Raw genomic sequence first — 23547 nt, 5'->3', positions numbered from 1 at the left:
GCTCCGGCTGATTCACTAATCTGGTAAGGGGCGCATTCATGGCTTCAATAAAAGAGTTGCACAAGTACGGGCAGTCCATTTGGCTCGACTACATCCGCCGCAATCTGATCACGAGCGGTGATTTGAAACGCCTGGTGGATGATGGGTTGACCGGCATGACCAGCAACCCAACTATCTTCGACAAGGCGATCGGCGGCGGTTCCGATTACGACGAAAGCTTGCGCGCCGCATTGTCTGAAAATCCGAACGCCACGCCGGAAATGCTTTTCGACCGCATCGAAATTGAAGACATTCAGATGGCTGCGGATGTCTTGCGGCCCATTTACGACCAGACCGGCGGAGAAGATGGGTACGTCAGCATGGAAGTTCCGGCGTCCTTGGCGCACCAGACTGATGCGACAATCAAAGAAGCCCGGCGACTTTGGAAAGCGGTGAATCGTCCGAATGTAATGATCAAGGTCCCTGCCACTCCGGAAGGCATGCCGGCAGTCGAAGAACTGATCGCAGGCGGGATTAACGTGAATATCACTCTGATGTTTTCGCTGCGCCACTACGAAGCCGTGGCGGCGGCATATTTGCGTGGGCTGAAGCGCACTGCGAAACCGCAGCAGGTGGCTTCGGTAGCGTCGTTTTTTGTGAGCCGCGTGGATACCAAGGTCGACGCAGCGTTGGAAAAGATCGGAACGCCTGAAGCCAAAGCGCTCTTGGGAAAGATTGGCATTGCAAATTGCAAACGCGTGTATCGGCGGTTTAAGGAAATCTTCTTAAGCGCTGGTTTCGACGAATTCAAACGGCGCGGCGCCCGAGTGCAACGGCCGTTGTGGGCCAGCACCAGCACAAAGAATCCTGCCTACCCAGATTTGATGTACGTCGACGAACTCATTGGACCGCATACGGTCAATACCTTGCCGCCGGCAACGCTGGAGGCATTCCGCGATCATGGACGTGCGGCGCCTACCCTCGACGCCGGCATCGAAGAGGCCGAAGCGCAACTGGCGCAGCTGGAGAGAGTGGGCGTCAACTTAGACGCCATCGCCGAGGAATTATCAGTTGAGGGCATCGCCGCTTTCGACAAATCAATGACGGAGTTGCTGCACACCCTTGACGAGAAACGAAAAAAATTGCGGGCATCAAATCTTGACCGTCAGCCGATGAACCTGGGCGCAGCGCAGTCGGCAGTGGAGCAGCGACTCACTGCTTGGGAGAAAGATAATTTCAATCGGCGACTCTGGGATAAGGACTACAAACTTTGGTCGGCAACGCCGGTTCCCGAACTCACTGACCGTATGGGCTGGCTCACGTTGCCGGACTCCATGCAGCAGCACGTGAAGGACCTGGAGTCGTTTTCGCAAGAAATCAAGTCCGCGGGCTACAGATACATTGTATTGCTCGGCATGGGCGGCTCGAGTCTGGCCCCCGAGGTCTACCAGCGCACCTTTGGCAACGCTACCGGATATCCGGAACTGGTCGTGCTCGACAGCACCCATCCGGAAGCGGTCCGGGCAGTAGAGAAGCGCATTGATCTGCAGCACACCCTTTTTCTGGTGTCCAGCAAGTCGGGGACCACGACCGAGATGCTCTCCTTTTTTTATTACTTCTGGAAACAGGTGAGCGCGAAGGACCGGGCAGCCGGTAAGAATTTTGTCGCCATTACTGATCCGGGTACGCCGCTAGAAAAACTTGCCAGGGAGCGCGGGTTCCGTCGCGTTTTTCCGGGCTCGCCGGAGGTGGGCGGACGATACGCGGCGCTCTCTTTATTCGGTCTGGTGCCAGCAGCGCTGATTGGAGTGAATGTGAAGCGCCTGCTGGATGAAGCCCGGAAGATGTCCGAAGCCAGCGTTTCCTGCTTGTCCCCCAGGCAATGTCCGGGTTTAACTTTGGGTGCTGCCCTGGGTGAGCTGGCGCTGGCCAAACGCGACAAAGTCACTTTCCTTGCGTCGCGGTCGCTGGCTGCGTTTCCCGTGTGGGTGGAGCAGCTGATAGCGGAAAGCACGGGGAAACACGGCAAAGGCATCGTGCCAGTTGCCGATGAGCCCTTGGCCGATCCATCTGTTTATGGCGAAGACCGCTTTTTCGTGCTCTTGCACGTTCCGGGTGAGGACCAGGACTTGGAAAGGCGCGCCGCCGCGCTCGAAACCGCGGGGCATCCAATCGTCCGCATTCTTTTGCAAGATAAATACGAGCTTGGCCAGGAGTTCTTCCGGTGGGAGATCGCGGTGGCGGCTGCAGGCTCAGTTCTGGGCATCAATCCCTTTGATCAACCCGACGTGCAGTTGGCCAAAGAACTGGCTAAGAAGGCGATGGAAGCACTCAGCGCGAAGAAGACCAGCAGCGCCGATTCAGCTGAGGCAGCACCGACTGCGGCATCGGACGCACAAGAGCTTTCCCGCGCGTTGCTGGGATGGCTGGCTAGTGCACGGCCCAATGACTACGTTTCGTTGCAGGCATACCTGCGGCCGAGTGCCGAGACCGACGCGGCATTAACGCAGCTGCGGACAATAATTCGCAGCAAGTCGAGGCTGGCTACCACTGCCGGATACGGTCCGCGATTCCTCCACTCGACGGGACAGCTTCATAAAGGTGGTCCGAACACTGGCTTGTTCCTGCAATTAGTCGATGAGCCTTCGGACGATCTGGCAGTTCCTGAAACCAACTACACCTTCGGCCAACTGATTAGGGCGCAAGCGCTGGGGGACTTCCAGGCGTTAAAGCAGCGGGGGCGTCGCGTGCTCCGAATCCAACTCGAAGACAAGGTAAAGAGCGGGCTGGAGAACCTTGTAGTCACGGCATCTTCAATGAAGGAAGTGGCTGCGGGATCGCTTGCCGTCGCATGAGAATAATTTCGGAAAAGGCAAGAACTAAGGAGTAAACGTGGCCGTAGCGACCCTCGAAAATCCTTTGCGCGCGGGGATACGCCTGGAGCGAACTCCCGAGCCGTGCGCGATGGTGATCTTCGGCGCCACCGGAGACCTCATGCGCCGCAAGCTGATGCCCGCTCTTTATAACCTTTATCGGGAGCACCTGCTGCCCGCTGGATTTTCGATCGTCGGAGTTTCCCGAACCCAAATGTCTAGCGAGCAGTTTCGTGCCGCGATGAAGAAAGCCATTCAGGAATTCGATGAAGAAGCGTCGCATGATGAGTCGGCATGGGAGAGCTTTGCGGAAGGCCTATCGTATCTGACTGCCCAGACTGATCAACCCGACCACTACCGCGAGCTGGCGAAGGAGTTGGAACGTGTGGATCATGAGCGCGGCACCGGCAGCAATCGGCTCTTCTATCTTGCCGTCCCCCCCAGTTCCATCCTGGAGATCGTAAGGCAACTCGATGCCGCCAAGCTGGCGCGTACTCCACAAGGGTGGACTCGCATCATTATTGAAAAACCTTTCGGACACGATCTGGACTCCGCCAGGCAGTTGAACGAGAGGATCGCGCGGGTTTTTGACGAAGATCAGATCTACCGAATTGATCATTACCTTGGTAAAGAGACCGTCCAGAACCTCATGGTGTTTCGTTTTGCCAATGGCATCTTTGAGCCGATCTGGAACCGCCGATACGTTGATAACATCCAGATCACGGCGGCGGAGACCGTGGGAGTGGAGAATCGGGCTGCATATTTTGAAGAAGCAGGCGAATTGCGGGACATGGTGCAGAACCATCTCCTTCAGGTAATGGCGTTGACCGGAATGGAGCCGCCAACCAGCATTGCCGCTGATTCGATACGGGCAGAAAAAGCCAAGCTTTTACGCTCGATTGTCCCGGTGGGACCCAACGTTGATGGTTGTGTGGTCCGCGGACAATATGGCCCGGGATGGGTGGAGGGCGTGAAGGTACCGGGTTATCGCGAAGAACCCGGGGTCAATCCCAACTCCTCGACCGAAACTTTTGTTGCCCTGAAACTTTTCGTGGAAAACTGGCGCTGGGCGGGCGTGCCTTTTTATCTCCGAGCCGGCAAGCGAATGCCCAAGCGGGTCACCGAAGTAGCGATTCACTTCAAGTCAGCCCCGCTGATGCTGTTCGAGCACACGCCTTTGGACCAGATCACTCCCAATCAGTTGATCGTTCGCATTCAGCCGGACGAAGGTATTTCGCTAAAATTTTCGGCCAAGGTGCCGGGTCCGGCGATCCATATTCGGCCGGTCACCATGGATTTTCGCTACGCAAGCTCATTCGGAGTGGCTACGGCTGACGCGTACGAACGCCTGCTGCTGGATTGCATGCTGGGTGACCCCACGCTGTTTGCAGACCGCGAAGGGGTTGAGGCTGCGTGGGCATTGGTGACTCCCATCCTGCGTGCCTGGCAGAGACAGCCGCCGGCTAAATTCCCCAATTATCCGGCGGGGAGTTGGGGTCCTCCGGAAGCCGAAAGCTTGTTGCAAGGAGGGTGTAATTGGCGGTTATCGTGAATTGCAGAAGCCTATAGAACGTAATCATGAGCACTCTGCACTACATTCCGGCTGAGGTCGGCAACATTGAGCGCGAACTGCGACGACTCTGGAAGGGCGAGTCCCAGCAATCACAGGCCGAACCCGTAGTGCGAGCCCGCACTCTCAACCTGATCGCGTGTTCGGATGTTGAGCACGCGCAAAGTACCGCCGAGCTGCTGGAGTTGGTAACCGCGCACTCTCCCGGCCGTACCATTGTGATCACGCCCCCGGCAACCACGAGTAATCAGGAAGTGCAGGTGCGGGTTTGCGCGTCGTGTCTGAGTTCGCGAGCCGGCAGCCGCATATTTGGCAGAGAACTGATTGTCATCGAGGCCAAACCATCGGCTTACGATCGGTTGCCCAGCATGGTAGAGGGTCTGCTCGTGCCGGACTTGCCGGTTTTTCTATGGTGGCGGGACCTTGACAGTCTGGATGCCAAATTGTTCCAGAAGTTCTCTTCAAAGGCGCGGCGGATCATTGTGGATTCCACAGAACTTGCTCACGCAGGGGATCTTGCCCGGCTTCAGCAAGTGGTGAAACATATTTGCCCGCGACAGGCAGTGAGCGATCTCGCATGGTCGCGACTCACCGTTTGGCGCGAGCTGACCGCGCAATTCTTTGATGGTGCGCAGGGCGCAGTTTATTTACAACGCTTGAATCGGGTAGTGGTGGAGCACGCTGCGCCTGGGAGTAGCGGAAAAGGAATCCCCGCGGAAGCGATCTTGTTTGCGGCCTGGTTCGCCAGCCGGTTGCAATGTGCCAGGCCCGCCAGGAGTGAGCCGAAAGGTCTCCCAGCACAAGGCGGGAAACTAAGTTGGCAGTTACAACGAGTGGGCGGTTCGCTCTCCATTGAGCTTCAGTCAGCCCCGCAGGCAAGACCCGGACTATCACGCCTTGAGCTGATCTCCGAAGGGAGTCCGTCGGCTAGCTTCAGAGTGGTAAGCATGCAGAGGGGCGGCATGGAGACGCGGGCGGAAATTAAGGGCAATCCTCCGGTACGCAGGATCGTGCGGGAACGGGACCAGTCGCCGGACGTGATGGTCCGCAAAGAGCTGGAAATTATCGGCCGAGACGCTCTGTACGAAGAAGTTCTGGATGTGGCTTGTGAAATGGTGGGCGGCGCTTAGCCTGCGGTAGGCAATGGAGAGTTCAGGCGTCACAAATTATCGAATCGGTTTCTACGCTGTCATTTTTGAAATTTTCCAGCAGAGCATTAATCACATCCAGGAGGGCCAATGTCATCTCTGGCTCACAGGCAATATTCTGCAGTAGTGTATCGCTCTTGGGGGCTGATAAATCCTTGAGGGGCATGCCAGCTGGAACATGCGCCAGGCTGCCAGCCAACATCCACTGCACACCACCTGCTGAAGATGGGCCGAACAGCACAGACGTTGTGTTCCAAACTCCGGTGCAAGCTGCGATCCCCATCTGAGGATCTTCAGCGTGTCCTGCCAGCGGTCCTCTAACAATAAGAACCAGCGGTCGGATTTGTCTCGTTCAATACCGCAGATGTCACAGGTGTCGTTTCCATCGTGACTCATAAACTACCTCGACTTCGGGCAGCGGTCTAGCGATCTGCCCCCAAGGTCCCAGCCGAACTGCTACGTTTGAATGTGCGGCCGAGGGCTATACGAGCGAGAGCAGGCGGTGGCAGGACTGCGCACCCGTTGCTCGGCTTCCGTGATGGTGCTGGCTGATTAAGCGCAGACATCGGAACAAGGTCCTGCTGTTGGGCGGAGCTGTTCTGCCCCGCCAGAGATTCCAAAGCTGCGCGGTTACGGATGATCAAGGTGGGTCCATGGACCTCGATGTAATCGCGCCGGCGAAATCTCGCCAGCATACGTGTAACCGTCTCCCGGCTGGCGCCGATCATCTGCGCCATCTCTTCATGGGTCAAATTAAGTCTTATGTACTGCGAATTGGCGCTGGCGTTACGGTGCGTATTCCAGCGCAGCAATAAACGGGCGAGCTTCTGCGCCGCTGAACTGGCCAAGCCCAGGGAGCCGATCTCCTTGCAGGCCGACTGATATTCCGTACTCAGGAACTGCGCCACCCGGAACGTGGCCTCACTATTCTCCCGTACGAAACGGATAAAATCGTCACGCCGAACAAAGTTCATCTGGCACGGCGTAAGAGTCTCTACCGTAACGGGATAAGATTGCCCGAGAATACAGGCGCTCAGACCAAGCATATCTCCCGCCTCAGCCACGCGCATGATCAGGCTGCGTCCCTCACTGGAGACCATAGAAAGTTTTGCCCGTCCATGGCAGAGCACATAGACGCCGCGCGGCGATTGCCCCTGGACAAAGAGCACCGCGCGCTCGGGATATATGCTGGGATAAGAGATGGCAGCCAGTGATTGCAATCCCACAGCGGATAAACCACAAAAAAAGTGATCGGCGCGCAGTGTGCAGTTGAGGCAGGAGTCCGCCATCTCCCAGTTGTACGTGCTCTCGGTGGGTAACATTAATCATGCTCCTCTCAGCTGGAAACTTTGGTCAATTTTCCCGTTGCGGGACGCGCACAACCCTTGGTGGCGGTCATGCGCGCCTCGCTTGGTGTTCTGGCGCATCAACGGCTTTCCCACGCTACTGTCACCGAAAGACCGTTCTCCTCCCCACAGATTCGATTTCTCCCTGATGGGTCGCAATGCGACACGTGGAACTTCCCTGACATGCTGTGAAGATGGCACGTTGCTTACCAATCGGGTCACACGTTCTCGTGATCAAAGCACACCCATACGTGCAGTACTTTCGAGCGCTAATAGGATTTAGTGGTTTTGGCATGGGCACTTCTTTGGTGACCGCCCGCAGTCACCATGACAACCGCGTGTCACAGATCGGCGCGGCTGATGCCGAGCTTCTTCATCTTGAAGTTAAGGGTGGTGCGCTTCACCCCAAGCCGGGCGGCCGCTCCCGCAGGACCGCCGATCACTCCGGCAGTTTCGCGAAGTACGCGCAATATCTGCTCGCGTTCTGCACTCTCCAGCCGGTCGAGTTTCGGGTTGTGCCCGTTGCTGCTGACAAACAGCTCGGGGAGGGGGACATTAAGCACGGAAGCAGGTGAAAGGATGACCGCTCGTTCAATCAAGTTTTCCAGTTCACGGATGTTCCCCGGCCACTCCCAGCGCACCAGGGCCGCCATCGTCTCAGTGGGAATGATCTCCACCTTGCGATTCAGAATTCGGCAATATTTCTGGGTAAAATAGCGGACCAAAAGGGGAATATCTTCCCGCCGTTCGCGCAAAGGTGGTATGCGCAGAGGAAACACGCTCAGGCGATAGTAGAGGTCACTCCGGAAGCTGCCTTCAGCAACCATGTGCGCCAGGTCACGGTTAGTAGCTGCGATCAGCCTGGAATCGATGCGCCTGGTTTTGGTACTCCCCAGGCGCTCGAACTCGCGCTCTTGCAGGGCACGCAGCAGTTTGGGCTGCAGTTCGAGTGGGATGTCGCCCACTTCATCCAGAAATAATGTTCCTTTGTGCGCCAGTTCGAGACGCCCAATCTTTTGCGAAATAGCACCGGTAAAGGCGCCCCTTTCGTGCCCGAAAAGCTCACTTTCGAGCAGGCCGGTAGGAATCGCAGCGCAGTTCAACTTAACAAAGGTCTGATCGCGCCGGCGGCTTAGATCGTGAATGGCGCGTGCGATCAGTTCCTTGCCGGTCCCGGTTTCACCGAGCACCAGCACCGTGGCATTAGTATCCGCAACTGTCTTAACCTGACGCAAGATGCGCTGCAGCACTGGACTATGGCCGACAATTTCGGTGAAGTTGTACTCGGAACGAATCTCCTCTTCCAGATAAAGCTTTTCGTGGGCGAACCTATCTTTGAGCTCTGCAATTTCCCGGAAAGCGAGCGCATTTTCCACCGCGATGGCGATTTGGCTCGCGACTCGCTTCAACCAATCAAAGTCGCGCACCGTGAATGCGTGGGCCTGCAAGCTGCCAACGCTCAAGGTGCCCAGCGGGCCATTGCGTCCGATCAAAGGCAGCCAGTAAGCGCAGCGCACACCCTCAGCCCACATCTGGGTTGTCACACCGCCCGAGAACTTTTTCGTATCGAAGGGATCCAGAAGCAGGGGCTCGCGATGTGCCAGCACCCACTCATTAGGTGAGTTCTCAAGGGGGACGATCAGATCGTTATGGATTAACCCTTTACTGTCTGGAAAGACTATGCCTCGCACGCGAAGTAATTGTGGCTCTTTTTCTAAGCCGGGACGCCGTGGGCCAGCTTCCAGCAAAGAGAGGCTGACATAATTGTGCCGGATGACGCGGCGCAAACAAGCGGCTACAGCCGGGAACAATTCGCTGACCTCAAGATTTGAGACCAGCAGGTTATTGACTTCCAGGAGCAACTGCAATTGATCGCGGTCAGCGGCTAATTGCTGTTGGTAGGCCAGGGCGTTCTTTCTGTGGGTCACATTGTCCACTGCCAGAGAGACCTGCCCCGCCACGCGTTGCAAGAATTGAATGTCGCTATCCTGATACGCCTTTTCCTTGCGACTCAAGAATCCCAGTGCGCCTAGACTCTGCCGACGCGTGGCCAGGGGCAGAATGCATCCTGACTGTATCCCGCTGGCGCGCAAAACCTCCATGACTTGGGGGTATCGAGTCTCGCTTTTTATCTCATGGAGCAGCAAGGGTTGACGGTGCTCCCACACCCAGCCGCTAGGGGTTTCATCGAGCGGCAAACTCTCGGGAAGTGGCAGTTGGGGTGCTCCCAGTGTTTCCGAGGCCTTCAGGCACATGCTGTTGGTAAGAGGGTCATGAAGAACGAAGTGGAGAAAATCGAAGCTGACCGTGCCCATGAGGGGCTTAGCAATCTCATGCAGCAATGCATTGGGATCGTCGTTGAGAGATACGGAATCCGTCACGCACAGCAGAGCTTGGTAGCGCTGCTGCTCAAGGTCAGGTTGGGCGACCTGTACTTCTGACATCGTTGAGCCTTTTTCCCGCGATTTGCGATTAAATACATTGTGTTGCCATTCAGTTGATATCAATTGATATATATAGCTGATTTGTCCATTGCAGCCTACATATCACCTGTTGGAGCCTCATGACGAACATTATTTTTGTTTATTTCAAAAATGGAACAAGATGTCACGAGGAGAACGGGGCGAGAGCACTGCTTTTCGTAAATTTCCACATTATCGGAAAAAGAATTAGGAGAGAATAGTCGCTTCATGACGATTTGAGGGTTGCAACGGGGGCAAACGGCAATGGCAACTATCGTGACCTGAACCGGTTCTTATCAATTTTGAGGGCTTTGATCCTGGAGTCGAGGGTGGATTGCGGCATGCCGAGCCTGGCAGCGGCGCCGAGTCGTCCGGCAACGCGCCCCTTGCTCTCAGCCAGCGCCGCTTCGATGATTTGCTTCTCGTATTGCAGAAGTCTTTGAGTAATCGAGCCGACTGCTGGGCGCAGTTGAGAGGATTCCCTGGCGAGCCAGTTCGGCTCTACGGTAAAGGTCTCACCTTCACAAATGATCACTGATCCCTCGATGACATTTTGCAACTCCCGCACATTACCCGGCCAAGGGTAAGAGGCGAATAACTCAAGCGTAGCCTCATCAATGGCTAGAAAGCGTTTGTCTGCATTCTTGGCATAGCGATCGACGAAGTGTTTCACCAGCAAAGGGATGTCTTCTTTGCGTTCCCGTAGCGGGGGCAGTTCGATGGGAAAAACGTTAAGCCGGTAGAACAGATCCTTGCGAAATCTGCCTTCGGCTACTTCCGTATGCAAATCGAGATCGGTAGCCGCAATCCATCGGACGTCGAGAGGAATGGACCTGTTCTCAGCTTCTCGTTCAACCTTGCGTTCTTCGAGCAATTTCAGAAGAGCAGTTTGGCAATTGGGAGGGAGTTCCGCGATTTTGTCCAGAAATATGGTGCAGCTCGTTGCGAGATTAAAACGGCCAAGAGGCTGCAACTCTTCGGACGAGAGAGCTCCAGTTCCAGTGTCGATTCCAAACAACTCGGGGCCCACTGAAGATGAAGACAGGGCGGCGCAATTTACGCTGACGAAAGCGCGACCAGAGCGTTGTGAGCGAGCATGAATGGCACGAGCGATCAATTCCTTCCCGGTGCCGGTCTCGCCAGTAATTAAGACCGCGAGTTCGGTGGGAGCAACTTTATCTACCCTGGCGAGCACATTCTGCCAAGCCGCGGAGGCCCCCACGATTTCGTCCCCCATTGAGGGCTGAACTGTCTGCAGTGGCAGATTTTCTGTGTAGAGTTCGTCCTCTGCGGCCTTCACTTCCTCCCATGCCTTGTTCAGTGCGGTTTGGACCAGCCGTCCCTGGGTAACATCTACCGCCGTACCCACAAAAAAGACGACTTCACCGGCCTCGTTCAGGACCGGATGTCCCTCCGTATGAAGGTACTTGATGTCTCCAGCAGGAGAAACGAAACGGTAGTCCAGCTCATAGTCCTCCTTCTGGCGCGCCACACGGACCCAGAATTGGTCGACGCGGGTGCGATCTTCCGGGTGCACTCTTTCAAGGAAAGCTGAATAGCGGAGACTAGCATCGTTGGGCTCGAAGCCCAACATGCCGAAGATGTCTCTTGACCAGAATAGTTCGCCAGTGGAGACATTCCATGCCCAACTGGCGGCTGGTAACAAGTTTGGACCTTGGTCTACCTGGGACCCAGCGCGCGTCAATTGCGCGGCCAAGCGCTGCAGGATCGCGAGGTCCCGGGGAGAACCAAGTCTGTTCCAGACACCGAGACTAGAAAGTAGTGAAGGATGGCGGCGTGGATCGAAAACGCGGCGAGAACTAGATTCCAGCAGGCTGGGCCGAGCTTTCCCGGAAACACTTAACAACTTCATTCTAATGTAGCTGGAGAGGTTACTCGGATTGATTTTGCCTGTCGTTGTTCCGGAACAACTGGCCCTCCAGGATGGGTTGGGTCGGGCCGTACCTGTTAGAGAGAGAAGCGCTCGGGTGGCAAGGGTGCAGTGGGGGCTGTGGGCAAACCCACTATTTACTGCGGTTTGCGACGCCTCAAATAATTCCACTTTAATTCTTAAATCTGAACAAAGTAGCAGCCATCAAAATAAAAAAAATAAGGAAGTCCCAACCGCAAAGCTAGGACGCCTCCGCCTCGTTATAAGTACAAGCCTTGCCGTGATGAAACGCACAATGCGCACAAAATAGTTCGCCGCAGAAGTCGCAGTTGCCAATGTGCTCAGAGCAGAAGGCGCCCCCGCATTCATTGCAAACGCGTGCGGTCAGGACCGGGGAACCACAGACAATACCCTCGTCATTGGGCATTCCTGCCCGCCCCGGTTTGTAGCTGCATTGCAACATAGTGCCTCGAGAAGCCCGCAGGAAGATACGGGCTTAACGCGGAGTTTAGATGAACGAATTACCCGAGTCCAGCACCTCATGGTTTTTTTTCCAAAAAACGGAATTGACGATTCCGATTTGAACCGCAATGGCACATTCCCGGTCCTGCAAATTTGGTTCCTGTAAAGTCGCTGATCGGCAAGGGCTGTGCAATTGTTTGCACATTTTTGGGCTGTATCTCTGACCAAAAGCAGATATTCATTTCTTTATATGGCGCCGAAGGGCTGTTCGAGAGATGGACTCTGCGCAGTGAACAGCTCAGCGCCGTTTTCCGTGATGTGCATATCGTCTTCCAGCCTTACTCCGAATTCGCCGCGGATGTAAATGCCAGGTTCATCACTAAAGACCATGTTGGGTGCCAAGGGAAGCGTGTTGCCGTGCACGAGATATGGCCACTCGTGTCCATCCATGCCCATGCCGTGACCCACGCGGTGCGTGAAATACTTATAAACGGGACGAAAGCCGGCATCACTGATAACGTTGCGCGCAACCGCATCCACAACTTCACAGGAAGTTCCTGGCCGGGCAGTCGCCAGCGCCGCGCTTTGTGCACGATGTACCACGTCGAACACGCGTTTCATCTTGTCGGTGGCTTTCCCAAGTACGTATGTCCTGGTGATATCTGAGGTGTAGCCTTCGACCTTGCAGCCCCCATCCATCAGCAGGATGGTTCCGTTGCGGATGATCTGTGGTGTGCGCGACCCGTGCGGGAGGGCGGAATATTGTCCGACTTGAACGTCAGCCTCACCTTCGAAGCCGAGTTGCCGGTGCGCCGCCGCAACCAGATCGGCGACGTCGTTCTGGGACATGCCTTCGCGCAGCGCTCTGTATGTTGCCTCGTAGGCAGCAAGTGTGACCTTGGCAGCCAAGCGCATTAACTCAACTTCGTGCGCGTCTTTGATCATGCGGCAGCCGGCCGTCACCGGTGTTGCGCTCGCAAGCGTCAACTGCGGGGCGGTAAAAGACACCCCCTGACTGAAGACGAACGGGGTGGTTTCTTCGACGCCAAGCGTGCCGGTGACAATACCCCCGTCCCTCAATCCCTGGGCAATGCGCTGGTAAGGCGATTCGTCCTCGGGCCACAGGAGAATCTCCGCCTTCGCCAGCGGACCGTTTGAAATCTGCTCCTGTGCGCGGTCCTGTTCGAAAGCTGGGCAGACGAAAAATGGCTCGCCCTTGGCGGGGATTAATGTTGCGAACAGGCGTTCGCTGCCCCACCACTTGATTCCCGTAAAGTAATTCAGAGATGTTCCAGTGGTGAGCATGATCGCGTCCAACTTGTTTTCGACCATCAGCCGCCGTGCTTTGTCCAGGCGGACGCGCCGTTCGTCGGATGTGATGGGGCGGGCTTTGTCCTTCCACGAGGTCAACGCCGCTATCGACGCGGGCAACGGTTTGCAGCTTGTTTCTTTCGGAGCGTCAATTGCGATGAGCGGAATACCGGGAATCGCTGCCGCAGCCAGCGCGCTGCCATGAAGGAATTGACGTCGAGAAACCATCGGCTCTCCTTAACAGGGAAGTCGCATTATATTCGTTGATAATGCAGGCGGGTTTTCAATGCGCTGGCTGCGGAGAGTGGAACGAGACCACGGTGGATGACTCTGCCGGCCGCCAGCAGAGCTACGTGGAAGATTGCCAGATTTGCTGCAAGCCCAATGTGCTGCACATTGAGTATGACGCGGGCGCTCAGGACTACGTCATCCGGGCAGAACTTGAATGAGCATTGCCGACGAAAGTTGAGCGCGATAGTCTGATCTATATTGAGGAGCAAATCATGAGCAGCATGCCCGGAGCGCCGCGATCCAGTGTGATTGATCATCGGCTGGTTACGACCTGCTTTGAACTGGACGGCTATCGCATTGTTCGCAGCTTGGGTGTGGTGCGGGGAATCACCGTGCGCTCGCGCTCCGTCGTAGGAACCATCGGCGCCGCGCTGCAGACTCTGGTTGGAGGCAACATCACACTTTTGACGAAGCTCTGCGAGAAGACCCGGGAGGAATCTTTCGATCTAATGCTGCAGCACGCGTCCGAACTCGGCGCCAACGCGGTGGTCGGCGCCCGCTATGACGCGACTGAGATCATGCAGGGTGTCACCGAAGTGCTGGCGTACGGCACCGCGGTGGTGGTAGAAAAAGCGTAATTGTCCCAACCAATACCTACGCCGCTGCGCGCGCCGCTTTTTCGCTGCCCGCCTGCTTGTAGATCCAGCCAGCAACTACGGTAGCCAGGATTGCTCCCGCCCACATCTCCAGCATAAAGCCCAGAGGAATTACGCGATCAGCGGGCGACCAAGAGGCCATCCCAAAATTGTCAGGGAAACCGGCCGCAAATCCGAACAGGGCGCCAACCTTAAATGCTGTCCAGGGGCCCGGCCCCAGGGTGTTCCGCACGGCTGCATAAAGATACGAAACCAAGATCGCCAGCACAAACAGAGTAATGATCCAGGCAATGGGGAAATAAGAATAACGAGGTTTTGCCAGGAAAAGCCCCTTCTGTTGAGCTACCGTAAGTAGAGGCGAAATTCTGCTGTTAATAAAAAAACTCCACCCTAACCAGACGATTCCGCCTAAAAAGCCGCCCAACAGGACGCGTGACTTGTTGATTCCCATGGACTGCCTCCTCGTTATTAGGTTGCGATACTGACCCGCGCCGGAGTGTACCACCAAAATCTTCAGGTGCTACGTTCGTAATTGACGCATACAACCCCTCAACGACCTCCGTTTGGCTCACAATCCATGCAAAACAGCCTCAAAATCGTCAGTTGGACACGCCGGAATGCAACCGCAAGGGCTCTAGAAAAGCGGGTCCATCAGGCAAGTCTATTGATTCCAGAATCTTAGGTGGATACTGCAGCTCTCATCCCCTGTTTAACTCGAAAATCACCACCCCCAGAGAGCGCCCCCAGCTGAACCACGCTAGTAAACCCCACCTCATTGGGGTCGCCTTGGGAAAAATCGCAATTACTCGTGTAGCAGCATGTAGGCGGAAAAAGGGCCAGAGGTACCTAAAAATTCCTGTTGACAGAGAGAAACTTAGGAGTAGGATGTGGACAAAAGTGGTTGAAAGTGGTCTTCAGGTGGTGAGTCGTGGGCGATGTAAACGAATTCAGGAGCGCCAGTGGGATTTAGAGCTGACACCCCAAACAGCCCCAGCCGACCAAACCTCCAGGAATTCATGACGCTTTTGACCTCTGCGGCCGCACTTGCAGCCGCCCGAAAGATAGCCCCAAAGCGGGGCAGAACACATGTTTCGCGGCAATCACCCAACTCGCGTCGACGAAAAGGGACGGCTCAAAGTCCCCGCGGAATTCAAGCGGGTGATCGACGAGAAGTACGGAACGCAATTTTACATAACCAGCCTCGACGGCAAGAGTGCCCAGATATATCCCTTCGAGGAGTGGGAGCGGATCGAGCAGAAGCTGGCAGGGCTCTCGACCTTCAATCCCACAAAAAAGAAGTTCTTGGAGCGCACCAACTATTACGGCCAGGTAGTGGAGATGGATGCTCAGGGGCGCTTGCTGGTCCCCACGGTGTTACGGGACTCAGCGCAGATTCGCGGAGAAGTGGCGGTGCTGGGCAATCTGACCTATCTGGATGTGCGCAACAACGACGCGTTCGTCAAGGAGATGAAGGAGAACCCATTCACTCCTGAGGATGAGAAGACCCTCGACGAACTGGGCATCTAGTGGGCAAAGGTTTTGGGGAGCAGGAAGAAGCCCCTCAGCGGGGCGGCACGGCCAAGCCAGAAAAGCCTGGCCATGTTTCGGTTCTTTTAAAAGAAGCGATCGACTTTTTAGCCATCCGGCGTGGTGGGACCTATATCGACGCTACGGTGGGCGCAGGCGGGCACAGTTACGAAATCGCAAGACGCCTGGGCGCACAGGGTCATTTGATTGGGCTCGATAAAGATCCGCAAGCGCTGGAGATAGCGCGTCAGCGACTGCAGCCATTCCCAGAAAGGAAAGAGGACTGGCCGCGGATCATGCTGTTGCAGGGTTCGTTCGCCCAGGTTGGAGAGCGGCTCGATCCTGCTTCGGCAGACGGGCTGCTGGCGGATCTGGGATTGAGCAGCTTGCAACTGCAAGATGCGGCGCGCGGATTCAGTTTTCAGGCGGAAGGAGCGCTCGACATGCGAATGGACCCGCAGTCAGAGCTGACCGCCGAACAAGTGGTAAATCGCGTCGACGAGAAAACTCTCGCCGATCTGATTTACGAATTCGGTGAGGAAAGGAGGTCGCGGAGAATCGCCAGAGCCATTGTCCGGTCGCGACCGATTCGCACAACTGCACAACTTGCAGAGGTGGTTTCGGCCGCGGCCCGGCCAATGAAATACGTAAAGGGCATTCATCCCGCGACGCGCACTTTCCAGGCAATCCGAATCTTCGTAAACCGCGAATTAGACGACCTGCGGGCGTTGCTAGCCGAAGGCGCGGCGTCCCGGGTGCTCAGGCCGGGAGGACGGCTGGTGATTATCAGCTTTCACTCGCTGGAGGACCGCATTGTGAAAGACGCGTTCCGTGAAGGAAGTAGCGCAGGCATCTATCGGCCGATGACAAAGAAACCGGTCAGGCCGAAGGCAGAAGAGATCGCTTCAAACCCGCGCTCGCGCAGTGCAAAGTTGCGGGCGGCGGAAAAAGTGTAACGCGGACACTCTGTCCACGAAACTAAGGGTTGTAGGTAGGTCGGAGGTGAGCAGATGTTTACGGGAACGATGATTGACCAGCTGATGGCAACGGTCGCAAAAGTGGAAGAGCATTCACATTTTGAAGTCACGCCTGGCGATGAAGCCGCAGAGACGGCGTACTACGCCATCGCTAACGACTACACGCCTGAGTCAAGCCTGGCAGGGGTGGCCTAATGGCAGCTCCGGCCCTGGCTGTGGGACGAGCAGTTCCGGCGCGGCGCAAGTCGTGCTGGATGGGAACGCCTGAGGTGTATTTCACCAAGCCCATTGATAACTCGAGAGTGGTCAAAGTGGCCGACCCGCAGCGCAGCCGAGAGCTAAGGATGATGCTCGGTTCAATCTGCTGCCTGTTCCTGCTGGTGATGACTTTCGCCTGGCAGCACTTCAGTGCGATCGAATACGGCTACAAGATCGAAGCCCTAAAGGTGCAGCGCGATGGCTTGGTTGAAATGAACCGCGCGCTGCGACTTGAGGATGCATCGTTGCGCGATCCTGGCCGGATTGACACATTGGCGAAGCGCATGGGGCTGCAGTCGCCCCAGGCCGGACAGGTATTAATGATGGACACGGCGTTGCCGGATTCGAGCGCACCGGAAATGGCCCGCATTTCGCAGTTCTCAGTAGTGCCGGCGCGATAACTCAGCGCGCAACATTCATGAATAATCCGCCGGCACTTGCCGGTCGTCGCGGCCGCCGGACGGCGGCGCTACAGAGGCGCAATCGTGGCTGCGAGCAACTCTCTTAAGGACGCGACCCAGAAGCGACTCTACATTCTGGGCGCGATCTTCCTGGCATGGGCGGCCATTGTTTGCGTGCGGTTGGTTGACCTGCAAGTCTTCCGCTACGGTCAGTTTGTCCAGCACGCGCAACGCCAGCAGCAGCGCACCATTGATGTGGCCCCGGCGCGCGGCATCATCTATGACCGTCATGGCAATGAGCTGGCGATGTCCATATCCGTGGACTCCGTCTTTGCGGTGCCGAGCGAAATTCCCGATCCTGACAACACCGCCCACCTGCTGGCCCGAGTACTTAAAGCTGATCCCATTGAACTGCGCGCCAGGTTCCGCGCCGCTCGAACGTTCTGCTGGGTGGCCCGCAAGGTTGACGCCCAGACCAGTGACCGTCTCCGCGCGCTGAATTTGCGCGGCATCTATTTCCAAAAAGAATCTAAGCGTTTCTACCCCAAACGTGAGCTTGCTGCCCAGGTGCTGGGATACGTCGGCATGGATGACGAGGGTTTGAGCGGGATAGAGCGTGCTTACCAGGAACGGCTGCAGGGCCGCCCGGGACAGATGCTGATTTCGGTGGATGCCCACCGGCGATGGTTCGGACGGGCGGAGCGCCAGCCTGAGCCTGGCGAAAATGTCGTCCTCACGGTGGACGAGGCAATTCAGTACATTGCTGAGCGCGAGCTGTATGCGGCCATGCAGCAGACTCACGCTGCTTCCGGCACGGTGGTGGTTGAGAACCCGCGCACCGGGGAAATTCTGGCGCTGGTGAACCGCCCGACATTCAATCCCAATTGGTCCAAGGGTATCAGGCCGGAGGCGCTGAAGAACCATGCCGTTAGCGATGTCTACGAACCGGGTTCGACATTCAAAGTAGTGACCCTTTCTGCCGCCCTGGACCAGAAGCTGACGAATCCGAATGAAGTAGTTGATTGCCAGATGGGCTCCATTGTTGTGGGTGGCCGTCGAATCCACGACTGGAAGCGCTTTGGCGCCCTGAAAGTTTCAGAGGTGCTGGCGCACTCGAGCGATGTCGGCGCTATCAAGATTGCTCTGCGATTAGGAGACGACCGCCTCTACAACTACATTCGTGGTTTTGGATTCGGCCAGCAAACCGGGATTGAACTGCCGGGCGAGACCCGCGGCCTTACCAAGCCGGTGAGCCGCTGGACGAAGGTTTCGATCGGGGCAATTTCCATGGGACAGGAGATCGGAGTTTCGCCACTACAGCTGGCAGCCATGATCTCCAGCATAGGCAATGATGGAGTCTGGGTGGCGCCGCGGATTGTAGCCGCGACCACTGAGCCGGGCAGTACGCCGCAGACGATCGCTTTCCATCCCGCCATGGAAAGGCGAGTGGTGGCGCCGCTTACCGCGGCACAGATGAAGTCCATGATGGAAGGGGTGGTGCTGTTCGGCACTGGACGCAAAGCCACTTTGGAGGGCTATAGCGCGGCGGGCAAGAGCGGAACGGCGCAGAAGGTTGATCCCGCTACTGGAACATACTCGCGCAGTAAGTACATTGCTTCATTCGGAGGATTTGCACCGGTCAATAATCCGGCGATCACAGTCCTGGTGATTCTGGATTCGCCGGTTGGACCCCACCATGGAGGAGAAGTTGCCGGCCCTGTCTTTCAGCGCATCGCGCAACAGACGCTGGCCTACTTGAATGTGCCGCACGACGTGGACCTCCCCAAACAACGACAGTTGCTGCTGGCCAACCGGGCTGTAAAGGACGAGGATGTTGCCGAGAGTTCTCCTGATCGTCTGGGCGCTCCCCTGGAATTGCCTTCCCCACCTGCTGAAGTTGGCGCGCAAGCCCGCGTTGATGCCCGGGCCGCGACACAACGTTCAAAGTCGGCGGACACCCCACCGGAACCCAAGCCGGAGGCCGGGTTATTAGAACCCACCCCGGTGGCCGCGCGCGAAAGCATACCGATCGCCACCGCGGCGGCCGCAATGACGCCCTCTGCCGCGTTCGCCGCCTCGCAGCGCGCGGATTCCCTGCCCACACGGGGCACGGTCGTGTTGGACGTGGAGCAGGGCGGCATCGTTGTGCCATCTTTTATTGGCAAACCGCTGCGAGCGGTGATCGAGACAGCGCAAAGCAGTGGAGTAGAAGTTGACGCCATGGGGAGCGGCATCGCGCGCGAGCAGTCTCCGGCAGCGGGAAGTCACGTGGCCGCCGGATCGCACGTGGCGGTACGCTTCGAACGATAGGCATTGGGTATCCCTTTATAATTGCGGTAATCAATGACCTTCCAAGATGTTCTGAGTGGCGCGGAGGTCGTGTCGCTATCCGGCGATGCGGAGGTCACGGCTGTGGAATACGACTCCCGCCGTCTGAGTCCGGGATGTTTGTTCGTTGCCATTCGCGGGGAAACCAACGACGGGAATCGCTTCATTGATGCCGCTGTGGCCGCGGGAGCGGTTGCCGTGGTCAGCGATGCACAGAATTTCTCGCCGCCACCAGGAGTCGCCTGGGCGCGAGTTTCCCATGGCCGACGCGCGCTGGCGCGCATCAGCGCGAATTTTTACAATCGGCCGGCAGAAAAATTGGCGGTGACCGGCGTAACCGGCACCAATGGCAAGAGCACGACCACGTTCCTGGTCGAATCCATCTTTCGCGCCGCCGGCAGGCGCAGCATGTTGGTGGGGACCATTGAATATCATGTGGCCGGAAAAGTTCTGCCTGCTCCCCATACCACGCCAGAATCGCTGGAACTGAACCGGCTGTTCTCGGAAGCCCTGCAGGCGGGCGCCACCGAGGCCGTGATGGAGGTCTCCTCACACGCTCTGGCTCAGGAGCGCGTATTCGGTATTCCCTTCGACGCGGCCGTTTTCACGAACCTCACGCGCGATCATCTCGATTACCACCTCACCTTCGAGGCCTATTTCGCGGCCAAGCGCAAGCTGTTTGAGGGAAGCGGTACAGAGCCGCCGCGTGTGGCCGTGTTGAACATGGATGACGAGTACGGCGCGAAACTCGTGAAGTTTTCCAAACAGCATGGCTCTCAAGTGCTGACTTACGGTATCGGTCATGGAGACTTTAAGGCACGAGATCTGGACATCACTCAGCGGGGCACCCGTTTTAGGCTAGTCACGCCCGAGGGCGACATGGGACTCTTTTCTCCACTGATCGGAAGAGTCAACGTTTACAACGTGCTTGCTGCATCTGCGGCGGGATATGCGCGAGGGTGCAAACGTGATGCCATTGCGCAGGGCATTGCGTCGCTGACCCGGGTGCCCGGCCGTTTTGAGCGAGTGGACGCCGGTCAGGCTTTCACCGTTGTAGTGGACTACGCACATACTGATGACGCTTTGCGCAACTTGACGGCACTGGCGCGTGAACTTCTCGCTCACACCAGAAAAGGCAGGGTGATTACGCTGTTCGGCTGCGGCGGCGACCGCGATCGTGCCAAGCGCCCGCTGATGGGCGAAGCTGCGGGAAAGGGCAGCGATTTCGTGGTGCTTACTTCGGATAACCCTCGCAGTGAGGACCCGCTGGCCATCATCAATGACGCGCTGACCGGACTGCAGCGCACCAGAACTCGCTACGCGACCCAGCCAGACCGCCGTAAGGCCATCGCGCTCGCCATTCAAGAGGCCCAACCGGGCGACATCGTGCTTCTGGCCGGCAAAGGTCACGAAAAGGTGCAGGTCACCAAAAGCGGGACGCTACCTTTCGACGACGTGCAGGTCGCGCGCGAAGTGCTGGCGTCGCTCGGGTATGGCGCGGATTCCGCGCCATCTGTTGATCCCGTGGGGAGCAAATCTTGAAGCTCCCTCTGGGCCGCATCGCTCAGCTACTCTCTTCGAATACAGCCGCGATTAATCGTGGCGCGTTGGCGACGGGATATTCGATTGATTCGCGTACCGTCCGTCCCGGGGAGCTGTTCTTCGCCGTAAAAGGGGAACACCTGGACGGGCACGATTTTGTAGAGCAGGCGCTTGATAAAGGAGCGACGGCGGCGGTGGTCCGTGCCGATCAGGCGGCTAGGTATCCCGGCAAAAACGCAAAATTGATTCCGGTTCAAGACACCCTGGATTCCTTGCAGACACTGGCACGCGAAGTGCGCAGGATGTGGGGCAAGAAAGTTGTCGGCGTGACTGGCTCCGTAGGAAAAACTACCACCAAAGAGGCGATTGCGCATTTGTTGGGCTTGCGATTCAAGGTCCTGAAATCGGAGGGGAATTTAAACAATCAGTTCGGACTCCCGCTGATGTTGCTGAGGCTCGAACCAGAGCACGATATTGCGGTGATCGAGATGGGAATGTCGCACGCTGGCGAAATACGCGCCTTGGCAGCGATTGCAGAGCCCGGCATCGGTGTTGTGACAGCAGTAGCGCCTGTGCACCTGGAGTTCTTCAAGTCGTTGGCGGAGATAGCTGCGGCTAAGAGAGAGCTCATCGAGGCTTTGCCCGCGAATGGCACAGCAGTCTTGAACGCGGACGATGCGTACGTCTCACACTTTGGGGAGGGATTTAGAGGCAAAGTAATGACCTTTGGCCTGGGTGCATCCGCCAAAGTGCGAGCGGAGAAGATCGAAGAGCTTGGCGCGGGGGGATCCAACTTCGAGATTGTGGTTGGAGGAAGCCGGCAGAGCGCCACTCTTCCATTGATCGGGCGCCATAATGTCTACAACGCGCTGGCCGCAGTTGCCGTGGCGATGGAGAACGGGATTACGTTAACCGATGCGGCAGGTTCCCTCGCCACTCTGACTCCCGCGGACAAGCGCGGCGAGATCATCAAACTAGCTGGCGCAACCGTAATCAACGATTGCTACAATTCAAATCCAAAAGCTCTGGATGCAATGGTGGAAGCGCTGGCGGCCATGAAGGCCAAACGCCGTATTGTCATCGCTGGGGAAATGCTCGAACTCGGCCCGGCTGCCGCCGAATTGCATCGCGCGTGCGGCGCACAGATGGCACAGCGAAAGATCGATGTAGTTATCGGAGTGCGCGGCACGGCACGCGAGATTGTCGAGGGTGCAAAAGAAGCCGGAGTCGCCGCGGAGTTTTTTGCCACGCCGGAACAGGCGGGAGACTGGCTCTCACGTGAAGTGAAAATCGGCGATGCCGTGCTCCTGAAGGCATCACGCGGGGTGCGGCTGGAGCGAGCGCTAGAGCGCTGGCAAACACAGTTGCAGCAGAAACCGGGCCAGGCAGTCGCGGTCAGGCACTAGAACAAAGTCGGAACGGGGAGGCAGATTGCTTTATTGGCTTTTGTATTTAAAGCTGTTTCATTACTTTTCGCCCTTCCGCATATTCCGATTCCTTACCTTCCGCACGGCCTTTGCCAGCCTGACCGCGCTGTTCACGGCGTTAGTGATCGGGCCATTTGTGATCAAACGGCTGCGTGAATTCCAGATTGGCCAGTACATCCGCGAAGAGGGCCCACAAGCTCACCAGAAAAAAGCGGGAACGCCCACCATGGGCGGAGTGCTGATCGCGATCGCCATCGTGGTGCCGACCTTGCTCTGGGCTGACCTCAGCAACAAGTTCATATGGCTGGCGGTGATTTCCACGATCGCGTTCGCCAGCATTGGATTCGCCGACGATTATCTGAAAACGATTCACCATCGCAATCTTGGCCTCACCGGGCGCACCAAGCTGCTTTTGCAGATCAGCACCAGCATTCTGATCGCAGTAGCGCTGATCGCCTTTCAGACCCAGGGACTCTACTCGACGCATCTGATCATGCCGTTCGATAAGACCTTTCGGCCGGACCTGGTGATCCACCGGCTGCTGGGTTCACCTCACATCTGGCCGCTGGCTTTTCTGCCGTTCATTGGTTTTGTAGTGGTTGTGATTGTGGGCGCCAGCAACGCGGTGAATCTCACCGACGGTCTGGACGGCCTGGCTATCGGCTGCACCATCATTGCTGCCAGCGCGCTGGCGGTGCTTACCTATGTGAGCGGGCACGCGACCTTCTCCAGCTATCTCGAATTGCAGCGCATGCCCCAGGTCGGCGAGTTGACTATCTTTTGCGGAGCGATGGTCGGCTCCGCCATCGGTTTCCTTTGGTATAACGCGCACCCCGCTGAGATCTTCATGGGAGACGTGGGCTCCCTCGCGCTCGGTGGCGCGATAGGTACGGTGGCCGTCACCATCAAGCAGGAACTCCTTCTGCCCTTTATCGGCGGAATATTTGTGATCGAGGCGATCTCGGTGATCTTGCAGGTGGCTTCGTACAAGCTGCGTAAAAAGCGAATCTTCAAAATGGCGCCCCTGCACCACCACTTCGAACTGCTGGGTTGGTCGGAGTCAAAAATAATTGTGCGCTTCTGGATTGCCTCGCTGGTATTTGCACTGTTTGCTTTAACCACCTTGAAGTTGCGTTAGAACGCGGAAACGTCGCCAAT

General features: G+C 56.9%; 19 protein-coding genes. 13 read left to right on the top strand and 6 right to left on the bottom strand.

The genetic code is table 11. The features are described 5' to 3' along the window. Positions 1-38 precede the first annotated feature (38 nt). Genes VFA76_01900 through VFA76_01890 form a run of 3 tightly spaced genes read left to right on the top strand, consistent with a single transcriptional unit; the run spans position 39 to position 5552 of the window. Entirely contained in the window at positions 39-2834 is a 2796-nt protein-coding gene (locus VFA76_01900) for a bifunctional transaldolase/phosoglucose isomerase (GenBank protein HZR30593.1), read from the top strand. Positions 2835-2871: 37 nt separating this feature from the next. Beyond that, positions 2872-4404, top strand: coding sequence for a glucose-6-phosphate dehydrogenase (gene zwf, locus VFA76_01895; protein ID HZR30592.1), 1533 nt, complete (start codon positions 2872-2874; stop codon positions 4402-4404). A 26-nt stretch (positions 4405-4430) separates the two neighbouring features. Next, positions 4431-5552, top strand: a complete 1122-nt coding sequence (locus VFA76_01890; protein HZR30591.1) for a glucose-6-phosphate dehydrogenase assembly protein OpcA — start codon at positions 4431-4433, stop codon at positions 5550-5552. Between the two features lie 22 nt (positions 5553-5574). On the opposite strand, the gene VFA76_01885 is transcribed toward VFA76_01890, so the two are convergent. The 5 genes from VFA76_01885 to VFA76_01865 all read right to left on the bottom strand — a co-directional run bounded on the left by VFA76_01885 (position 5575) and on the right by VFA76_01865 (position 13270). Then, positions 5575-5853 (bottom strand): hypothetical protein, encoded by a 279-nt coding sequence (locus tag VFA76_01885; protein HZR30590.1) that lies wholly within the window; start codon positions 5851-5853, stop codon positions 5575-5577. A 139-nt stretch (positions 5854-5992) separates the two neighbouring features. Further along, positions 5993-6892 carry a Crp/Fnr family transcriptional regulator gene (locus VFA76_01880; GenBank protein HZR30589.1) on the bottom strand — a complete coding sequence of 300 codons (900 nt, stop codon included), beginning with the start codon at positions 6890-6892 and terminating at the stop codon, positions 5993-5995. Between the two features lie 365 nt (positions 6893-7257). Further along, positions 7258-9360, bottom strand: a complete 2103-nt coding sequence (locus tag VFA76_01875) for a sigma 54-interacting transcriptional regulator (GenBank protein HZR30588.1) — start codon at positions 9358-9360, stop codon at positions 7258-7260. A 289-nt stretch (positions 9361-9649) separates the two neighbouring features. Further along, entirely contained in the window at positions 9650-11044 is a 1395-nt protein-coding gene (locus VFA76_01870) for a sigma 54-interacting transcriptional regulator (protein HZR30587.1), read from the bottom strand. Positions 11045-11977: 933 nt separating this feature from the next. Further along, the gene (locus tag VFA76_01865) at positions 11978-13270 is read right to left on the bottom strand and encodes a Xaa-Pro peptidase family protein (GenBank protein HZR30586.1); all 1293 of its coding nucleotides are present in this window, start codon (positions 13268-13270) and stop codon (positions 11978-11980) included. 41 nt (positions 13271-13311) lie between these two features. On the opposite strand from VFA76_01865, the gene VFA76_01860 reads away from it, so the two are divergent. Together VFA76_01860 and VFA76_01855 are read left to right on the top strand one after the other, a co-directional pair. Then, positions 13312-13491 carry a CPXCG motif-containing cysteine-rich protein gene (locus VFA76_01860; GenBank protein HZR30585.1) on the top strand — a complete coding sequence of 60 codons (180 nt, stop codon included), beginning with the start codon at positions 13312-13314 and terminating at the stop codon, positions 13489-13491. A 3-nt stretch (positions 13492-13494) separates the two neighbouring features. Further along, positions 13495-13911: a YbjQ family protein gene (locus VFA76_01855; protein ID HZR30584.1), complete on the top strand. Its 417-nt coding sequence runs from the start codon at positions 13495-13497 to the stop codon at positions 13909-13911. Between the two features lie 16 nt (positions 13912-13927). Here the strand turns inward: VFA76_01855 and VFA76_01850 are convergent, their stop codons facing one another. Next, positions 13928-14380: a hypothetical protein gene (locus VFA76_01850; protein ID HZR30583.1), complete on the bottom strand. Its 453-nt coding sequence runs from the start codon at positions 14378-14380 to the stop codon at positions 13928-13930. 635 nt (positions 14381-15015) lie between these two features. On the opposite strand from VFA76_01850, the gene VFA76_01845 reads away from it, so the two are divergent. The 8 genes from VFA76_01845 (at position 15016) to mraY (ending at position 23527) form a co-directional block, all read left to right on the top strand. Beyond that, a complete protein-coding gene (locus tag VFA76_01845) occupies positions 15016-15456 on the top strand; it encodes a division/cell wall cluster transcriptional repressor MraZ (protein ID HZR30582.1) in 441 nt (146 codons plus the stop codon). Beyond that, positions 15456-16412 (top strand): 16S rRNA (cytosine(1402)-N(4))-methyltransferase RsmH, encoded by a 957-nt coding sequence (gene rsmH / locus VFA76_01840; GenBank protein ID HZR30581.1) that lies wholly within the window; start codon positions 15456-15458, stop codon positions 16410-16412. The genes VFA76_01845 and rsmH overlap by 1 nt, the downstream gene beginning before the upstream one ends. A 54-nt stretch (positions 16413-16466) precedes the next feature. Then, complete coding sequence (locus VFA76_01835; GenBank protein ID HZR30580.1) at positions 16467-16628, top strand: hypothetical protein; 162 nt, start codon at positions 16467-16469, stop codon at positions 16626-16628. Beyond that, on the top strand, positions 16628-17092 hold the full coding sequence (locus tag VFA76_01830) for a cell division protein FtsL (protein HZR30579.1): 465 nt from the start codon (positions 16628-16630) through the stop codon (positions 17090-17092). Before VFA76_01835 ends, VFA76_01830 begins: the two co-directional genes overlap by 1 nt. A gap of 84 nt (positions 17093-17176) precedes the next feature. Beyond that, positions 17177-19402, top strand: a complete 2226-nt coding sequence (locus tag VFA76_01825) for a penicillin-binding protein (GenBank protein ID HZR30578.1) — start codon at positions 17177-17179, stop codon at positions 19400-19402. A 33-nt stretch (positions 19403-19435) separates the two neighbouring features. Further along, positions 19436-20962, top strand: coding sequence for a UDP-N-acetylmuramoyl-L-alanyl-D-glutamate--2,6-diaminopimelate ligase (locus tag VFA76_01820; protein HZR30577.1), 1527 nt, complete (start codon positions 19436-19438; stop codon positions 20960-20962). After that, positions 20959-22368, top strand: coding sequence for a UDP-N-acetylmuramoyl-tripeptide--D-alanyl-D-alanine ligase (murF, locus tag VFA76_01815; protein HZR30576.1), 1410 nt, complete (start codon positions 20959-20961; stop codon positions 22366-22368). The genes VFA76_01820 and murF overlap by 4 nt, the downstream gene beginning before the upstream one ends. 25 nt (positions 22369-22393) lie before the next feature. After that, positions 22394-23527, top strand: coding sequence for a phospho-N-acetylmuramoyl-pentapeptide-transferase (mraY, locus tag VFA76_01810; GenBank protein ID HZR30575.1), 1134 nt, complete (start codon positions 22394-22396; stop codon positions 23525-23527). The last annotated feature ends 20 nt before the right edge of the window (positions 23528-23547 follow it).

The organism is Terriglobales bacterium, from assembly GCA_035651655.1.
In the GTDB taxonomy this organism is placed as follows: Bacteria; Acidobacteriota; Terriglobia; order Terriglobales; family Acidobacteriaceae; genus DASRFG01.
The sequence above is the reverse complement of the archived record's forward strand: the minus strand, read 5'-3'. Positions and strand labels throughout refer to the sequence as shown.

Excerpts from the sequence above, each read along its gene's own strand:
- VFA76_01900 (HZR30593.1), top strand. The coding sequence starts at position 39 with ATGGCTTCAATAAAAGAGTTGCACAAGTACGGGCAGTCCATTTGGCTC.
- VFA76_01890 (HZR30591.1), top strand. The coding sequence starts at position 4,431 with ATGAGCACTCTGCACTACATTCCGGCTGAGGTCGGCAACATTGAGCGC.
- VFA76_01885 (HZR30590.1), bottom strand. The coding sequence starts at position 5,853 with ATGGGGATCGCAGCTTGCACCGGAGTTTGGAACACAACGTCTGTGCTG.
- VFA76_01880 (HZR30589.1), bottom strand. The coding sequence starts at position 6,892 with ATGTTACCCACCGAGAGCACGTACAACTGGGAGATGGCGGACTCCTGC.
- VFA76_01875 (HZR30588.1), bottom strand. The coding sequence starts at position 9,360 with ATGTCAGAAGTACAGGTCGCCCAACCTGACCTTGAGCAGCAGCGCTAC.
- VFA76_01865 (HZR30586.1), bottom strand. The coding sequence starts at position 13,270 with ATGGTTTCTCGACGTCAATTCCTTCATGGCAGCGCGCTGGCTGCGGCA.
- VFA76_01860 (HZR30585.1), top strand. The coding sequence starts at position 13,312 with ATGCAGGCGGGTTTTCAATGCGCTGGCTGCGGAGAGTGGAACGAGACC.
- VFA76_01850 (HZR30583.1), bottom strand. The coding sequence starts at position 14,380 with ATGGGAATCAACAAGTCACGCGTCCTGTTGGGCGGCTTTTTAGGCGGA.
- VFA76_01845 (HZR30582.1), top strand. The coding sequence starts at position 15,016 with ATGTTTCGCGGCAATCACCCAACTCGCGTCGACGAAAAGGGACGGCTC.
- VFA76_01835 (HZR30580.1), top strand. The coding sequence starts at position 16,467 with ATGTTTACGGGAACGATGATTGACCAGCTGATGGCAACGGTCGCAAAA.
- VFA76_01830 (HZR30579.1), top strand. The coding sequence starts at position 16,628 with ATGGCAGCTCCGGCCCTGGCTGTGGGACGAGCAGTTCCGGCGCGGCGC.
- VFA76_01820 (HZR30577.1), top strand. The coding sequence starts at position 19,436 with ATGACCTTCCAAGATGTTCTGAGTGGCGCGGAGGTCGTGTCGCTATCC.